The 14623-nt window shown below is 67.9% G+C and carries 14 protein-coding genes; 10 read left to right on the top strand and 4 right to left on the bottom strand.

Going from position 1 to position 14623, the window contains the following annotated elements; genetic code table 11:
• Nucleotides 1–3 precede the first annotated feature (3 nt).
• The 6 genes from FFS09_RS19355 to FFS09_RS19330 are packed head-to-tail and all read left to right on the top strand — an operon-like array spanning nt 4 to nt 6493.
• The gene (locus FFS09_RS19355; RefSeq protein WP_137920539.1) at nt 4–786 is read left to right on the top strand and encodes a spermine/spermidine synthase domain-containing protein; all 783 of its coding nucleotides are present in this window, start codon (nt 4–6) and stop codon (nt 784–786) included.
• 7 nt (nt 787–793) lie between these two features.
• Nucleotides 794–2605 carry a type IV pilus assembly ATPase TfpB gene (gene tfpB / locus FFS09_RS19350; RefSeq protein WP_137920538.1) on the top strand — a complete coding sequence of 604 codons (1812 nt, stop codon included), beginning with the start codon at nt 794–796 and terminating at the stop codon, nt 2603–2605.
• A 10-nt stretch (nt 2606–2615) separates the two neighbouring features.
• On the top strand, nt 2616–3122 hold the full coding sequence (locus tag FFS09_RS19345) for a hypothetical protein (RefSeq protein WP_137920537.1): 507 nt from the start codon (nt 2616–2618) through the stop codon (nt 3120–3122).
• Nucleotides 3123–3129: 7 nt separating this feature from the next.
• Nucleotides 3130–4692 (top strand): tripartite tricarboxylate transporter permease, encoded by a 1563-nt coding sequence (locus FFS09_RS19340; RefSeq protein WP_137920536.1) that lies wholly within the window; start codon nt 3130–3132, stop codon nt 4690–4692.
• A 42-nt stretch (nt 4693–4734) separates the two neighbouring features.
• Complete coding sequence (locus FFS09_RS19335; RefSeq protein ID WP_137920535.1) at nt 4735–5679, top strand: DMT family transporter; 945 nt, start codon at nt 4735–4737, stop codon at nt 5677–5679.
• 16 nt (nt 5680–5695) lie between these two features.
• Nucleotides 5696–6493: an SDR family oxidoreductase gene (locus FFS09_RS19330; protein WP_137920534.1), complete on the top strand. Its 798-nt coding sequence runs from the start codon at nt 5696–5698 to the stop codon at nt 6491–6493.
• Nucleotides 6494–6529: 36 nt separating this feature from the next.
• Here FFS09_RS19330 and FFS09_RS19325 read toward each other — a convergent pair whose 3' ends face one another.
• Entirely contained in the window at nt 6530–6736 is a 207-nt protein-coding gene (locus FFS09_RS19325) for a dodecin (protein WP_137920533.1), read from the bottom strand.
• A 269-nt stretch (nt 6737–7005) separates the two neighbouring features.
• Here FFS09_RS19325 and FFS09_RS31440 point away from each other — a divergent pair, with 269 nt between their 5' ends.
• Nucleotides 7006–8934, top strand: a complete 1929-nt coding sequence (locus tag FFS09_RS31440; RefSeq protein WP_137920532.1) for a methyl-accepting chemotaxis protein — start codon at nt 7006–7008, stop codon at nt 8932–8934.
• 4 nt (nt 8935–8938) lie between these two features.
• On the opposite strand, the gene FFS09_RS19315 is transcribed toward FFS09_RS31440, so the two are convergent.
• A complete protein-coding gene (locus tag FFS09_RS19315) occupies nt 8939–9883 on the bottom strand; it encodes a DMT family transporter (RefSeq protein ID WP_137920531.1) in 945 nt (314 codons plus the stop codon).
• A gap of 119 nt (nt 9884–10002) precedes the next feature.
• Between FFS09_RS19315 and FFS09_RS19310 the strand changes: the two genes are divergently transcribed.
• The 3 genes from FFS09_RS19310 to FFS09_RS19300 all read left to right on the top strand — a co-directional run bounded on the left by FFS09_RS19310 (nt 10003) and on the right by FFS09_RS19300 (nt 11676).
• Entirely contained in the window at nt 10003–10998 is a 996-nt protein-coding gene (locus FFS09_RS19310; protein WP_137920530.1) for a quinone oxidoreductase family protein, read from the top strand.
• Nucleotides 10999–11069: 71 nt separating this feature from the next.
• A complete protein-coding gene (locus FFS09_RS19305) occupies nt 11070–11273 on the top strand; it encodes an AbrB/MazE/SpoVT family DNA-binding domain-containing protein (RefSeq protein ID WP_137920529.1) in 204 nt (67 codons plus the stop codon).
• Nucleotides 11274–11295: 22 nt separating this feature from the next.
• The gene (locus FFS09_RS19300; RefSeq protein WP_137920528.1) at nt 11296–11676 is read left to right on the top strand and encodes a type II toxin-antitoxin system VapC family toxin; all 381 of its coding nucleotides are present in this window, start codon (nt 11296–11298) and stop codon (nt 11674–11676) included.
• Between the two features lie 16 nt (nt 11677–11692).
• Here FFS09_RS19300 and FFS09_RS19295 read toward each other — a convergent pair whose 3' ends face one another.
• Nucleotides 11693–12841, bottom strand: coding sequence for an aminotransferase class V-fold PLP-dependent enzyme (locus FFS09_RS19295; protein ID WP_137920527.1), 1149 nt, complete (start codon nt 12839–12841; stop codon nt 11693–11695).
• Between the two features lie 86 nt (nt 12842–12927).
• Nucleotides 12928–14586, bottom strand: coding sequence for a Na/Pi cotransporter family protein (locus FFS09_RS19290; protein WP_137920526.1), 1659 nt, complete (start codon nt 14584–14586; stop codon nt 12928–12930).
• Nucleotides 14587–14623: the final 37 nt, after the last annotated feature.

Raw genomic sequence — 14623 nt, 5'->3', positions numbered from 1 at the left:
GGCATGAAAGTCGGCGCCAATGCCGCGGCCCGGCAACGCCGCGCGGTGCAGACCCTGCCCGAGGTGACCATTTCCGAAGACAGCGAAGTGCGTTTTCTGCACCTGGGCACCGAATGGATCCAGGGCTCCATGCTGCTGGACCAACCCTTCGAGATCGAGCTCGACTACGTGCGCCGCATGATGGCCTGGCTGCTGTTCGTCGATCCCGATTCGGTGGGCAAGCGCCGCGCGCTGCAGCTCGGCCTGGGCTCGGCGGCGCTCACCAAGTTCTGCTTCAAGAAGTTGCGCATGGACACCACCGCGATCGAGATCAACCCGCAGGTGCTCGCGGTGTGCCGCCAATGGTTCAAGCTGCCGGCCGACGGGCCACGCCTGCGCGTGCTGCTGGCCGACGCGGGCGAGGAGATCCGCCGCGTGGACCACATCGGCGCCTACGACGCGCTGCAGGTCGACCTGTACGACCACGAAGCCGCCGCGCCCGTGCTCGACAGCCCCGACTTCTATGCCGACTGCCGCAGCGCGCTCACCGACGACGGCTGCCTCACCGTCAACCTCTTCGGCCGCGACGCGAGCTACGAGCGCTCGCTGCAGAGCATCTGCGCCGCGTTCGGCAACGATGCGGTGTGGGCCTTCAAACCGACGCGCGAAGGCAACACCGTGGTGCTGGCCCAACGCACCGCAGAGCGGCCCACCCGCATGGCCCTGCTGGCGCGGGCCGAAGCGGTCAACGCGCGCTGGGGTTTACCCGCTGAGAAGTGGTTGCGCCTGTTCAAACCCGTATCCTGATCGCCGCATGAAGACCTCGCAGACCTCCTCACCGCACAAGACATTCGACGGCCCGCTCGACTGGCGCACGCTGGTGGGCTGGTTGCGCGAGGACGGCGTGATCTCCGCCGAAGAGGCCGAGCGCACCATTGCACGCTGCTCGTCGGCCCACAGCTCGCAGCACCCGTTGCAACGCCTGGCGGTGGTGGGCATGGCGCGCGCGGCCGACCGGCACGTGCTCGACGTGGAATCGCTCGCGCAATGGCTGGCCAAGCGCAGCGGCGTGGACTACATGCGCATCGACCCGCTCAAGGTGGACGTGGGCAAGGTGGCCGACGTGATGAGCGCGGCCTACGCCGACCGTCACAAGGTGCTGCCGGTGCTGGTGAGCCCGACCGAGGTGGTGGTGGCCACGGCCGAACCCTTCATCCGCGACTGGGTGCCCGAGGTGGAGCGCCAGACCAAGCGCACCGTGCGCCTGGTGCTCTCCAGCCCGCAGTCGATCAAGAGCTACACCGGCGAATTCTTCGCACTCGCCAAGTCGGTGCGTGCGGCCAGCAAGAGCGGCGGGCAGGGGGGCTTCGGCAGCTTCGAGCAACTGGTGGAACTGGGCAAGGCCAACAAGCAGCTCGATGCCAACGACCAGGGCGTGGTGCAGGTGGTGGACTGGTTGTGGCAATACGCCTTCGACCAGCGCGCGAGCGACATCCACCTGGAGCCGCGGCGCGAGCAGGGCGTGATCCGCTTTCGCATCGATGGTGTGCTGCACCCGGTCTACCAGATGCCCATCGGCGTGATGAACGCGATGACCGCGCGCATCAAGCTGCTTGGCCGCATGGACGTGGTCGAGCGCCGTCGGCCGCAGGATGGTCGCATCAAGACGCTGCGCCCCGGCGTGGGTGGAGCCAAGGGCGACGAGGTGGAAATGCGCCTGTCCACGCTGCCCACCGCGTTCGGCGAAAAACTCGTCATGCGCATCTTCGACCCCGAGTCGACCGTGAAAGACCTGAGCGCCCTGGGCTTCAACACGCACGACGCGCAGCGCTGGGAAGGGCTCACCAAACACCCGCACGGCATCATTCTCGTGACCGGCCCCACCGGCTCTGGGAAAACCACCACGCTCTACGCCACGCTCAAGCGCCTGGCCACCGAAGAGGTCAACGTGAGCACGGTGGAAGACCCGATCGAAATGATCGAGCCCGCCTTCAACCAGACCCAGGTGCAGCCGCACCTCGATCTGGATTTCGCGCAGGGCCTGCGCTCGCTGATGCGGCAGGACCCGGACATCATCATGGTCGGCGAGGTGCGCGATCTGGCCACCGCCGAAATGGCGGTGCAGGCCGCGCTCACGGGGCACCTGGTGTTCACCACGCTGCACACCAACGACGCACCCTCGGCCATCATGCGGCTGATGGAGTTGGGCATACCGCCGTACCTCATCAACGCCACCGTGCTGGGCGTGCTCGCGCAGCGCCTGGTGCGCACGATGTGCCCGGCCTGCCGCAAGCCGCAGGACACCGACGAGGTCGCCGCATCGCGCGCGGCGCTGACCGATCTGGTCAAGCCCTGGCAGGTCAGCGGCAGCTACCGGCCGTACCAGCCGGTGGGCTGCGTCGACTGCCGCATGACCGGGTTCCGCGGCCGCATGGGCCTGTACGAACTGCTGGTGGTCACCGAAGCGTTCAAGGACAAGGTCAGCCGCGAGCCGCGGCTGGATGCCCTGCGCCTGCAGGCGGTTCAGGACGGCATGCGCCCGCTGCGCCTGGGTGGCGCCGCGCGCGTGGCCGAGGGCTTGACCACCATGGACGAGGTGCTGGCTTGCACGCCGCCGGTGCAGTGAACGCGCGCACATGATCAAGAACCTGCAGGACTTTCTGGCCGGTCTGCTGTTCGTGGCCTTGGGCATCGGCTTCGGCTGGGCCGCCTCGCGCCACGTGCTCGGATCGGCGGACAACATGGGGCCGGGCTATGTGCCGCTGCTGCTGGGCCTGCTGCTGGGTGTGTTGGGTTTGCTCATCGTGTTCAAGGCCCTGACCTTCGAGGCCCTGGGCAGCGGGCGCGTGCGCCACTGGGGCCTGGGTGCCTTGCTGCGCCTGCTCGGTGGCCTGCTCTGGCTGGCCTTGTGCAGCGGGCCGGCGCAGTGGCCCTGGGTGGGTGCGTGGTTCGCGGGTTGGCCCACATTGGGCCTGGTGGCGGGCGTGGTGGGCCTGGTGTTCGCGGTCGCGCCCGGTGAGCCCGGCGGCACGGGTGGGCGCGTGTGGTTGTGGTCGTTTGGCCTGGCGGCGCTGGTGTGCGCCGTGTGGGCCGGGCCGTTGGGGCTGGACGTCCCCCTGTGGCCCAAGCGCGCCGGGCTCTAGGAAGCACATGGGCACCGATTTTTCCTTGTGGAGTTCGCTGGCGCAGGGCCTCTCCGCGGTGTGGGGCTGGCAGGCGCTGGGCCTGATCGTGCTGGGCGTGCTGGTGGGCAGCGTCTTCGGTGTGTTGCCGGGCCTGGGGCCGGTGGCCGCCATCGCGCTGCTGCTGCCCGCCACGCTGGGCCTGCCGCCGTTGCCGGCGCTGCTGGTGCTCGCGGGGGTGTACTACGGCGCGCAGTACGGCGGCTCGGTGCCTGCCATCGTGCTGGATCGGCCGGGCGAGGCCTCATCGGTGATGACCAGCCGGGACGGCCATCCCTTCGCGGTGCAGGGCCGCGCGGGCGTGGCCTTGTCGGTGGCCACCGCGAGCTCCTTCGTGGCCGGCTGCATCGCCATTGCCGCCGTGATCGTGATCGCGCCCTGGGTGGTGTCCTTGGGCCTGCGCTTTGGCGCGGCCGAGCGCTTCATGCTGCTCGCGGTGGGCCTGGTGGGCGCCACGGTGCTGGCGTCGGGCTCGTTCATCAAGGCCCTGGCCATGACGGTGCTCGGCCTGCTGCTCGGGCTCGTGGGCTGGGACGTGCACACCGGCACCGTGCGCTTCGTGCCCGACGCGCTGGAGCCGTGGATGGGGCGGCAGCATGGCCTGACCGACGGGGTCGGTTTCATTGCGCTCGCCTTGGGCTTCTTCGTGGTGGCGCCCGTGGCCGCCGAGCTGGCGGGCCTGTCCGTCCTGGCGCCCGGCGCGCCGCCACCACCACCGCCGCGCGTGGACCGCACCGGCATGGGCGCTCGGCCGACGCGCGATGACATCAAGGACGCGGTGCCCGCCCTGTTGCGCGGCACCGGCCTGGGCGCGCTGCTCGGCGTGGTGCCGGGGGGTGGCGCGTTGCTGGCGTCGCTGGCGGCGTACCGCCTGGAGGCGGTGGTCTCGCGCCACCGCGTGCCGGCGATGGGGCAAGGCAACCTGCGCGGCGTGGCCGCGCCCGAGGCCGCCAACAACGCCGGCGCCCAGACCGCCTACCTGCCCATGCTCGCCCTGGGCCTGCCGCCCAACACCGTGATGGCCTTGCTGCTCGGTGCGCTCGGGCTGCACGCGATCGAGCCCGGGCCGGCGGTGATGGCCAACGAGCCGACCGTGTTCTGGGGCCTGTTGGTGTCCATGTGGGTGGGCAACCTGTTGCTGCTGTTGTTGAACCTGCCGCTGGCGCGCTGGTGGATGCCGCTGCTGCTGCGCGTGCTGCAGGTGCCACGCCGCGCGCTGCTGGTCGCCTTGCTCGTGGCCGCGGCCCTGGGCGCGCTCGCGCTGGGCCCGCATGGCTGGGGCGTGTGGCTGGTGATGGGCCTGGGCCTGCTGGGCTTCGTGTTGCAGCGGCTGGGCGGCGAGGGCGTGGCGCTGTTGCTGGGCTTCGTGCTCGCGCCCGGGCTGGAGGAACAGCTGCGCCGCGCCTTGCAACTCTCGCGCGGCGACTGGTTCGTGTTCATCGAGCGGCCGGTGTCGGCGCTGTTGCTGATGGTGGCCCTGCTGCTGTTGATGGTGGTCGTGCTGCAACCGAGAAGGCAGGGCTCGCGTTAGGGCATGCCTGCCGCGCCATGAGGGTATGGGTGAGACCGGATAATGAACCGGATGCCTGCCGCGACTACCCACCACCCCACGCCCCACCTCGCCACCGGCCTGCTGCTCGCCAGCATCGGCGCCATCGGCTTCAGCGGCAAGGCCATCATCGTCAAGCTGGCGTACCAGTACGGTGTCGACGCGGTCACGCTCATCATGTACCGCATGCTGTTCGCTCTGCCACTCTTCCTGGCCTTGGGCTGGTGGGCCAGCCATCGGCCCGGTGGCGAGAAGCCGTCGCCACTCACACGGCGCGATTGGCTGGGTGTCTTTGGCCTGGGCTTCACCGGTTATTACCTCGCCAGCTTTCTCGACTTCTGGGGCCTGCAGTACATCAGCGCCAGCCTGGAGCGGCTGATCCTGTACCTCAACCCCACGCTGGTGCTCGCGCTGGGTTGGGTGCTCTACCGGCGCCGCATCACCGGCATGCAGGCCCTGGCCATGGTGGTGAGCTATGCCGGCGTGTTGCTGGTGTTCGGCCACGAAGTGGGCGCGCAGGGCCCGAACGCGGCGCTGGGCGCGCTGCTGGTGTTTGGCAGCGCCGTCAGTTACGCGATCTACCTCGTCTACAGCGGCGAGTTGGTCAAGCGCCTGGGCTCCTTGCGCCTGGTGGGCCTGGCCTCCACCGTGGCCTGTGTGCTGTGCCTGCTGCAGTTCGTGCTGCTGCGGCCTCTGAGCGCGGCCGCGGTGGCGCCCGAGGTGATCTGGCTCTCGGTGCTCAACGCCACCTTGTGCACCTTCGCGCCGGTGTTGTTCGTGATGATGGGCGTTGAGCGCATCGGCGCCGGGCTGGCCGCGCAGACCGGCATGATCGGCCCCATGTCCACCATCATCATGGGCGTGCTGATTCTGGACGAGTCCTTCAACCGCTGGATCGTCGCGGGCACCGTGCTCGTGCTCGGCGGCGTCTTCCTGGTGACGCGCTTCGGCGCGGCATCCCGCCAATAACCTCAAGGAGATTCACATGGATTTGGGCATCAAAGGCAAGTGGGCGCTGGTGTGCGGCGCGAGCAAGGGGCTGGGTTTCGGCTGCGCGCAGGTGCTCGCGGCCGAGGGCGCCAACGTGGTGCTGGTGGCGCGCGGCGCGCAGGACCTGCATTCCGCGGTGGAAGCGATCCGCGCCGCCTCGCCGCAGGTGAGCGTGATCGGTGTCGCGGCCGACATCACCCTGGCCGACGGCCGCGCCGCCGCGCTCTCCGCTCCCGACGGGCCCGGCACGGCGTTCGACATCGTGGTCACTAACGCTGGCGGTCCGCCCCCCGGCGACTTCCGCGATTGGGAGCGTGAAGCCTGGATCAAGGCGCTGGACGCGAACATGCTCACGCCGATCGAGCTCATCAAGGCGACGGTGGATGGCATGGCGCAGCGCGGCTTTGGCCGCGTCGTCAACATCACCTCGGGTGCGGTGAAGGCGCCGATCGACATCCTGGGCCTGTCCAACGGCGCGCGCAGTGGCCTTACCGGTTTCGTGGCGGGCGTTGCGCGCAGTTCGATCACCGGGCAAGGCGTGACCATCAACAACCTGCTACCGGGTGCTTTCGAAACCGATCGCTTGCGCGTCACGATGGCGGGCGCGTCCGCCAAGACGGGCAAGTCGATCGAGGAGCTTGCCGACGCACGCCGCAAGACCATTCCGGCCAAGCGCTTCGGCACGCCGGAGGAGTTTGGTGCGATCTGCGCGTTTCTCTGCAGCGTGCAGGCGGGCTACATCACGGGCCAGAACGTGCTGGCCGATGGCGGGGCGTACCCAGGCACGTTCTGATCGGCCGTCACGCTCACGGCGGCTTTACGCTCACGCTCACTCGAGCGTGAAGCCGATCTTCAGGCCTACCTGCCAGTGGGCCACCTTGCCATCGACAACGTGCCCGCGCGTCTCGGTGATGTTGAACCACTGGATGTGGCGCACCGTCTCGCTGGCCTTGGCGATGGCGGTCTGCACCGCGTCCTCGATGCCGATGGGCGACGAGCCCGTGAGTTCCAAGGTCTTGTAGACGTGACTGGTCATGGAAGTCTCCTGGTGGTGGCCGGTCGGGCCGGCGGAAACACCATCGTAGGCGTGTCGCGCCGCACTGTCTGTTCGTTCCGGCACATCGCTGCCCCAAGGGTGAGCGCCCGAGTAAAACTCCGCGCAAATCTGCACCGAAAAAATGCATTCTTCGCACTGACTTAGTGCCTGCCGCAAATAGCGCGAAAGTTCTGGGTCACTGGCCTCAACTTGGAAGCAGCGGCGTCGATAGTGGGCTACATCCCACCCTCACGTCCACACCTCTCACCATGTTGTCCTTTGTCCGCCATCTGCGCCTTGCGCACAAGCTCGCCTTGCTGGGCGCCATCGCCGCGCTGCTCGTCCTGGTCCCGCTCACCGCCTATGTGCGCGATGCGGTGTCGGGTCTGACCACGGTCGGGCTCGAACAGCGCGGCCTCGCGCCGTCGCGCGCGCTGTTGGACGTGGTACGGCTGGCACAGATCCATCGCGGCATGAGCGCCACTGTGTTCGGTGGCAAGGCCGATGTCGAGCCGCAACGCCGTGCCCGCGCCGACGAGGTGCAGCAGGCTGCGCAGCGCTTCGAGTCCATGCTCGCCGGCGATCCGATGGACGCGCGCATCCAGCGCGATTGGCGTGCCATCGCGTCGCAGTGGCAATCGCTGTCGCAGGCTGTCGCCGCACGCAGCATCGCTGGTCCCGAAAGCTTTGCGCGTCACACGGCCATGATCGCGGCGCTGATCGAACTGAGCGACCGTGTCACCGACCATTACGGTTTGACCGCCGATCCGCAGAAGTCCACCTACTTCCTCATCATCGCCTCGCTGCAGCAGATGCCGCGTCTGACGGAAATGCTCGGGCAGGCCCGTGCCCTCGGTTCGGCGTTGCTGGTGCGCCAGACCGCCACGCCCGAAGAGCGGGCCCATGTCGCCAGCCTGGTGGAGCGCGCGCGTGTCGGCGTGCGCGAACTGGGGATCAACCTGGAGAAGGTGTACGAAGAGGACGGCACGCTGCAGACCAGGCTGGGCGAACCCCACGCTCAAGCGCGCGACGGATTCGAAGGCGCACTCAAGCTGGCGCGCGAACAGATCGTGCAAGCCGAACCCCTGCAGTACGCGTCGACCGACTACTTCAAGGCCACCACCGCTGCCATTGATGGCATGTACGGTCTGAGCGATCGCGCCGCGCAGGAGTTGGGCGTGGAAATCGGGGGGCGCTACGCGGCGAAGCGCGAAGAGTTGATCTGGGTGTTGGGCGCGATCGCGGCCTTGCTCGCGGCGGGCGTGGCTTTTGCCGTGGTCATCGGCCGCTCCATCACAGGCCCCGCCGACCTGGCCCGCTCGGTGGCCACGCGCGTGGCGGCGGGCGATCTGAGCCAACCCGTGCCCGCGGGCGGTGGCGACGAGATGGGCCAGTTGCTCAACGCCATGTCGACCATGCAGGTGGCATTGACCCGCGTCGTGGGCAGCGTGCGCAGCAACGCCGAGAGCGTGGCCGCGGCCAGCTCGCAGATCGCGCAGGGCAACCACGATCTGTCGGCGCGCACCGAGCAGCAGGCCGCGGCGCTGGAAGAAACCGCCGCGTCGATGGAAGAACTCTCTTCCACCGTGAAGCTCAATGCCGACAACGCCCAGCAGGCCAACCGCCTGGCGATCAGCGCGTCCACGGTGGCCACGCAGGGTGGCGCGGTCGTGACGCAGGTGGTCGACATGATGAAGGGCATCAACGACAGCTCGAAGAGGATCGCCGACATCGTCAGCGTGATCGACGGTATCGCCTTCCAGACCAACATCCTCGCGCTCAACGCCGCGGTGGAAGCCGCGCGGGCTGGTGAGCAGGGCCGCGGCTTTGCCGTGGTGGCCGCCGAAGTGCGCAACCTGGCGCAGCGCAGCGCCTCGGCTGCCAAGGAAATCAAGGGCCTGATCGACGTGAGCGTGGACCGCGTGGCGCAGGGCACCACGCTGGTGGACCAGGCCGGCAACACCATGGGCGACGTGGTGAGCTCGATCCGCCGCGTGACCGAGATCGTGGGCGAGATCAGCGCGGCCAGCAGCGAGCAGAGCGCGGGCGTGTCGCAGGTCGGTGAAGCCGTGACGCAGATGGACCAGGCGACGCAACAGAACGCCGCGCTGGTGGAAGAGAGCGCCGCCGCGGCGCAAAGCCTGAAGTCGCAGGCCGATCAGCTGGTGCTGGCGGTTGCCGCGTTCCGGCTGGCCTGATCCTTCACGGGCGCGACGACGACACCAGGATGCCGCCCACGATCAGCACGAAGCCCACCGCGTGGTAGAGCCGGGGCGGCTCGCCCAGCAGCACCGCCGACATCAGCGCGGCGAACAAGGGTGTGAGGTTGTTGAAGAAGCCGGCCATGGTCGGGCCCGCGCGCGACACGCCGGCACCCCAGCAGCGGTACGCCACCACCGAAGGGCCGATCGCCACGTACGCCAGCGCGGCCGCGAGCGGCCAACCCCACTGGATGTGGTGTGCGCCTTCGGGCAAGGGGGGCAGCACGAGCCACTCGGCCGATGCGAACAGGCCCGACCACAACAAGCCCATCACGATCTGCGCGAACAGGAAAGCGGCCCAGTCGGCCTTGATGTGCGCGGGCTCTGTGCCAGGGCGCGGTCGGGCCAGCAGCCAGCTGTACCAGGCCCAGAGCAACGACGCCAGCAGGATCCAGCCGTCGCCCGGCACCAGCCTCATCGCCAGCAGGTGATCGAGCTGCCCGTGGGACAGCACCACCGCCACGCCGCCCAGCGAGAGCGCCGCGCCCAGCGCGGCGCGGCGCGAGATCGGCACGCCGTACAGCAGCCGTCCGAGCAAGAGCATCCACACCGGCATGCTGGCCGCGACCAAGGTCACGTTCACGGGGGTCGAGGTCTTGAGCGCGAGATACTGCAGCGCGTTGTAGCTGCCCACGCCCAGCAGGCCCAGCAGCGCAAACCGCCGCCAGTGCGGCCACATGCCATCCGGTCCCGTGCGCAGCACCCAGGCGGCGACCGGCAGCAACAGCGCGAACGCCAACACCCAACGCAGGAAGTTCAGCGTGATCGGCGGCACCACGCCCTGCATCATGCGACCCACCACGGCGTTGCCCGCCCACAGCAGCGGCGGGATGACGAGCAAGGCGGCGGTGGAAGCGGTGAGACGTGGGTGGGTGTTCAGAGACATGCGCGCACTGTAGCGTCGAGCGGGTGCCCGGTCCGGCGTGTGGATGTTGCGCGCGCCGCCCGGCGGCGCTGGCGTTTCATGGCAGCATTGCCAGCTTCTGCACCACGAGGAGTTTCGAGATGAGCGAACAAACCAGCCGCGCCGTGCGCATCCACGCCACCGGCGGTCCTGAACAACTGGTGGTCGACACCGTGAGCGTGGGCGAGCCTGGCCCTGGGCAGGTGCGCATCCGCCACCACGCGGTGGGCCTGAACTTCATCGACGTGTACCAGCGCACCGGCCTGTACCCCTTTCCCATGCCCTTGTCGCTCGGCATGGAAGGCGCGGGCGTGATCGAGGCGGTGGGCGAGGGCGTGACCCACCTCAAGGCCGGTGACCGCGCGGCCTACGCGGCCAACCCGCCCGGCAGCTATTGCGACCTGCGCGTGATGCCCGCCATGAACGTCTGCAAGCTGCCCGATGCGATCGATTTCGAAACCGGCGCGGCCATGATGCTCAAGGGCCTGACCGCGCAGTACCTGCTCAAGCGTTGCAGGCCGGTGGAAGGGCTGGAGGCGGGCGACTTCGTGCTGTTCCACGCCGCCGCCGGGGGCGTGGGCCTGATCGCGTGCCAGTGGGCCAAGGCGCTCGGCCTGCAACTGATCGGCACCGCGGGCTCGGACGAGAAGTGCGCGCTTGCGCTGGAACACGGTGCGGCGCATGCCGTCAACTACCGCACCGAGGATTTCGCGGCGCGCGTCAAGGACATCACCAACGGCCAGGGCGTGAAGGTGGTCTACGACTCGGTGGGCAAGGACACGTTCGACAAGTCGCTGGATTGCCTGCGCCCCTTCGGCCTGATGGCGAGCTTCGGCAACGCCTCGGGCCCGGTGCCGCCGTTCGCGCCCGGCATCCTCGGCACCAAAGGCTCGCTGTACGTGACGCGCCAGACGCTGTTCAGCCACATCACGAGCCGCGAACGCACGCAGGCCATGGCCGACGATCTGTTCGCGGTGGTCGAAGGCGGCAAGGTGAAGGTCCGCATCGACCAGCGCTTCGCGCTCACCGATGTGCAGGCCGCGCACAAGAGCCTGGAGGCGCGGGCCACGACGGGATGCACGGTGCTGCTGCCTTGATAGGATGACGACAGGTTGAACGGATTCGTCGATCGATCTAAAATTCGTTCAACGAACTTCAGATCGATACCATGAGCGCTCTCACCCTGTCTCCCAAATTCCAGGTGGTCATTCCCAAGCACATTCGGGAAGCGATGAACCTGAAAGCCGGCATGCCCATGCAGGTGGTGCAGTATGGCGAACGCATCGAATTCATCCCGGTGCGACCCATGAAGGCCACACGCGGCATGCTCAAAGGCATGGACACGTCCTTCGTGCGCGAAGAAGACCGTTGAACGAATACGGGGTCGTTGCACGATGAACCTGGTCGATACGTCGGGCTGGCTCGAATACTTCGCGGACTCCTCGCAAGCCCGCCATTTCGCCACCGCCATCGAAGACACGCGCAAGCTGCTGGTCCCGAGCGTGGTGCTGTGCGAGGTGTTCAAGAAGATCGCGCTCGCCTTTGACGAGGGCAGAGCCTTTGCCGCCGTGGCTCAACTCAAGCAGGGCAAGGTCGTGGATGTGGATGAAACCGTGGCGCTCTATGCGGGCAAGCTCAGCATCGAGCACAAGTTGCCGATGGCCGATGCGTTCATCTACGCCACAGCCTTGTTGAACAAGGCCACTGTGTTCACCCAGGACGCTCATTTCGAGGGGCTGCCCCAGGTGAAGTACTTCGCCAAGACGGCGAACTGAGAACGCAGCGTGCGGCTCAGGCCGGCTGCGCCACTTTCGGCGCCACCTCGGCCAGCGCGGTTTCCAGGTGTTTCAGCGTGGCCGGCACGTCATGCCATTTGTCCAGGCCGAAGAGCCCGATGCGGAAGGTCTTGAAGTCCGCACCCTCGTCGCACTGCAGCGGCACACCGGCGGCGGTCTGCAAGCCCTGGGCCAGAAACTTCTTGCTCGACTGGATGTCCGGGTCGTTCGTGTAGCTCACCACCACGCCAGGCGCCTGGAAGCCCTTCGCAGCCACGCTGGGGAAACCGTGGCGTTCCAGTAGCGCGCGCACCTGGGTGCCGAGCTCGATCTGTTCCTTGCGCACGCGCTCGATGCCGTAGGCCTCGGTTTCGTTCATGGTGTCGCGCAGGCGGGTGAGGGCGTCGGTGGGCAAGGTGGTGTGGTACGCGTGGCCGCCGCCTTCGTAGGTCTCCATGATCTGTAGCCACTTCTTGAGGTCCATCGCGAAGGTGGTGCTCTGCGTGCCATCGATCGCCTTGCGCGCGCGCTCGCTGAGCATGACCATGGCGCAGCAGGGCGAGCTGCTCCAGCCCTTTTGCGGCGCCGAGATCAGGATGTCCACGCCGGTGGCCTGCATGTCGACCCACATCGCGCCCGAGGCAATGCAGTCGAGGACGAACAGGCCGCCCACCGCGTGCACCGCATCGGCCACGGCCTTGAGGTAGTCGTCGGGCAGGATCATGCCGGCCGCGGTTTCCACGTGGGGCGCGAACACCAGCGCGGGTTTTTCGCGCCCGATGGTGGCCACCACCTCGTCGATCGGGGCCGGGGCCCACGCGGCCTGCGCGCCGTCACCGGTGCGCCGTGCTTTCATCACCGTGTGGCTCGCGGGGATGCTGCCCATGTCGAAGATCTGTGTCCAGCGAAAGCTGAACCAGCCGTTGCGGATCACCAGCACGTGCTTGCCGTGGGCGAACTGGCGCGCCACCGATTCCATGCCGAAGGTGCCGCTGCCCGGCACCAGCACCGCCGAGTGCGCGCCGTACACGCGCTTGAGCATGGCCGAGATGTCGGTCATCACGCCCTGGAAGCGCCTGGACATGTGGTTGAGCGCGCGGTCGGTGTAGACCACCGAAAACTCGAGCAGACCATCGGGGTCGATGTGGGGCAGCAGTCCGGGCATGGGTGTCTCCTGTGGTTGTGCGTGAGAGCAACGGATCAGCGTAGCACAGCACCTTCAAGCCTGGCGTGCGCCGGGGCATGCCGTGCTCAGAAGCGGCTGGCGTTGGGCGGCGGCTCGCGCAGGCGGCTGGGCGCGAGCACGCCGGCGCTGTCCAGGATCGGGTAGGCGATCGAGCAGATGTGCGAGTTGATGCGCTTCAAGTCGCTGATCAGGTCCAGGTGCAATGCGCTCGTGTCCATGCTCTGCGGGGTCATGCCCGCGAGACGGTCGAGGTGGGTAGCGGCGTACTCGCGCTCCATGTCGCGAAAGCGCACCTTCTCTTCCACCAGTTTCTGCGCATCGTGCACGTTGCCGGTGAGGAACACGCTCATGCCCAGGCGCAGGTTGTCGAGCAGGCGCGCGTGCAACTCGGCGATCTCGGCCATGCCGGCTTCGGAGAAGTTGCGGCCCTTGCGGATTTTCTTGTCTTCGATGTCGAGCAGCACGCGCTCGACCGTGTCACCGATCTGCTCCAGGTTGATGGTGAAGCTGATGATGTCGGCCCAGCGCCGACTCTCGTCCTCGCTGAGTTGCTGGCGCGAGATCTTGGTGAGGTAGTACTTGATCGCGGAATACAGGTTGTCGACCGTGTCGTCGAGCTTGCGCAGATCGTGCGACAGCTTGGCGTCGTTGTTGCGGATCACGGTGACCACGCCGCGCAGCATGGTCTCGACGATGTCGGCCTGGTGCATGGCCTCGCGCGCGGCGCAGGAAATGGCCAGCGATGGCGTGGCCAGCGCCGACGGGTCGAGGTGGTTGGGCCGGTCCAGCGGGCCCTTGCCTTCCTTCAGCGGCAGCAGGCGGTCCGCCAGGCGCGCGATCGGTCGGGTCAGGCCGATGAACACCGCGCCCACCATCAGGTTGAAGCTCAGGTGGAACAGCACGGTGAGCGTGGCCGGGTCCTGCACCAGCGGTTCCATGAACCGGGTCCACAGCGGAATGAGAAAGACCGCGATGGCGACGCCCAGCACCTTGAAGAGCAGGTTGCCCAGCGGCACCTGGCGCGTGCTGACGCCGGCCTTGGCGGTGGTGATGACGGCCAGCAAACCGCTGCCCAGGTTGGCGCCCAGCACGATGCCCAGGGCCACGTCCAGCCCCACGACCTGCAGCGCGAGCGAGGAGGCCAGCAGGACCACGGCCAGGCTCGAATAGGCCACCACCGCGAGTGCGGCGCCCATCAGGATTTCGAGCATGCGGTCGCTGGTGAGCGATGCCAGCATCAGCTGCACCGCCGGGTTCTGCGTCAGCACGCCGGTGGCGCTGCCGATGAGGCGCAAGGCCAGGAGCATCAGCCCCAGGCCGATGAGCACGCGGCCGAAGTCGCCCAACTGCGTGCCCTGGCGCGAGATGAACAGCGTGACGCCCACGAAGATGAACAGCGGCGAGAGCCAGGACAGGTCGAACGAGAACACCACCGCCATGAGGGCGGTGCCGATGTCCGCACCGAGCATGACCGCCAGCGCGGCTGGCAGCGCGATGAGGCCGCGGCCCACAAAGGAGGCGGTGATGAGCGCGGTGGCGGTGCTGGATTGCACCAGGGCCGTCACGCCCAGGCCGGAGAGCGCGGCGGTGAAGCGGTTGCCCATGCTCGCGGCCAGGAACTGCCGCAAGTTGCTGCCGAAGACACGCAGCACGCCGGCACGCACGAGGTGCGTGCCCCACACCAGCAAGGCAATGGCCGCGAGAAGGTCCAGCAAATGTTTCATGAACCTCAAAACTATACGCCGCAGGGGCAAGCCCCTG

The sequence above is a fragment of the Hydrogenophaga sp. 2FB genome (assembly GCF_005503365.1).
In the GTDB taxonomy this organism is placed as follows: Bacteria; Pseudomonadota; Gammaproteobacteria; order Burkholderiales; family Burkholderiaceae_C; genus Hydrogenophaga.
This window is presented reverse-complemented; position numbering and strand designations above follow the sequence as displayed.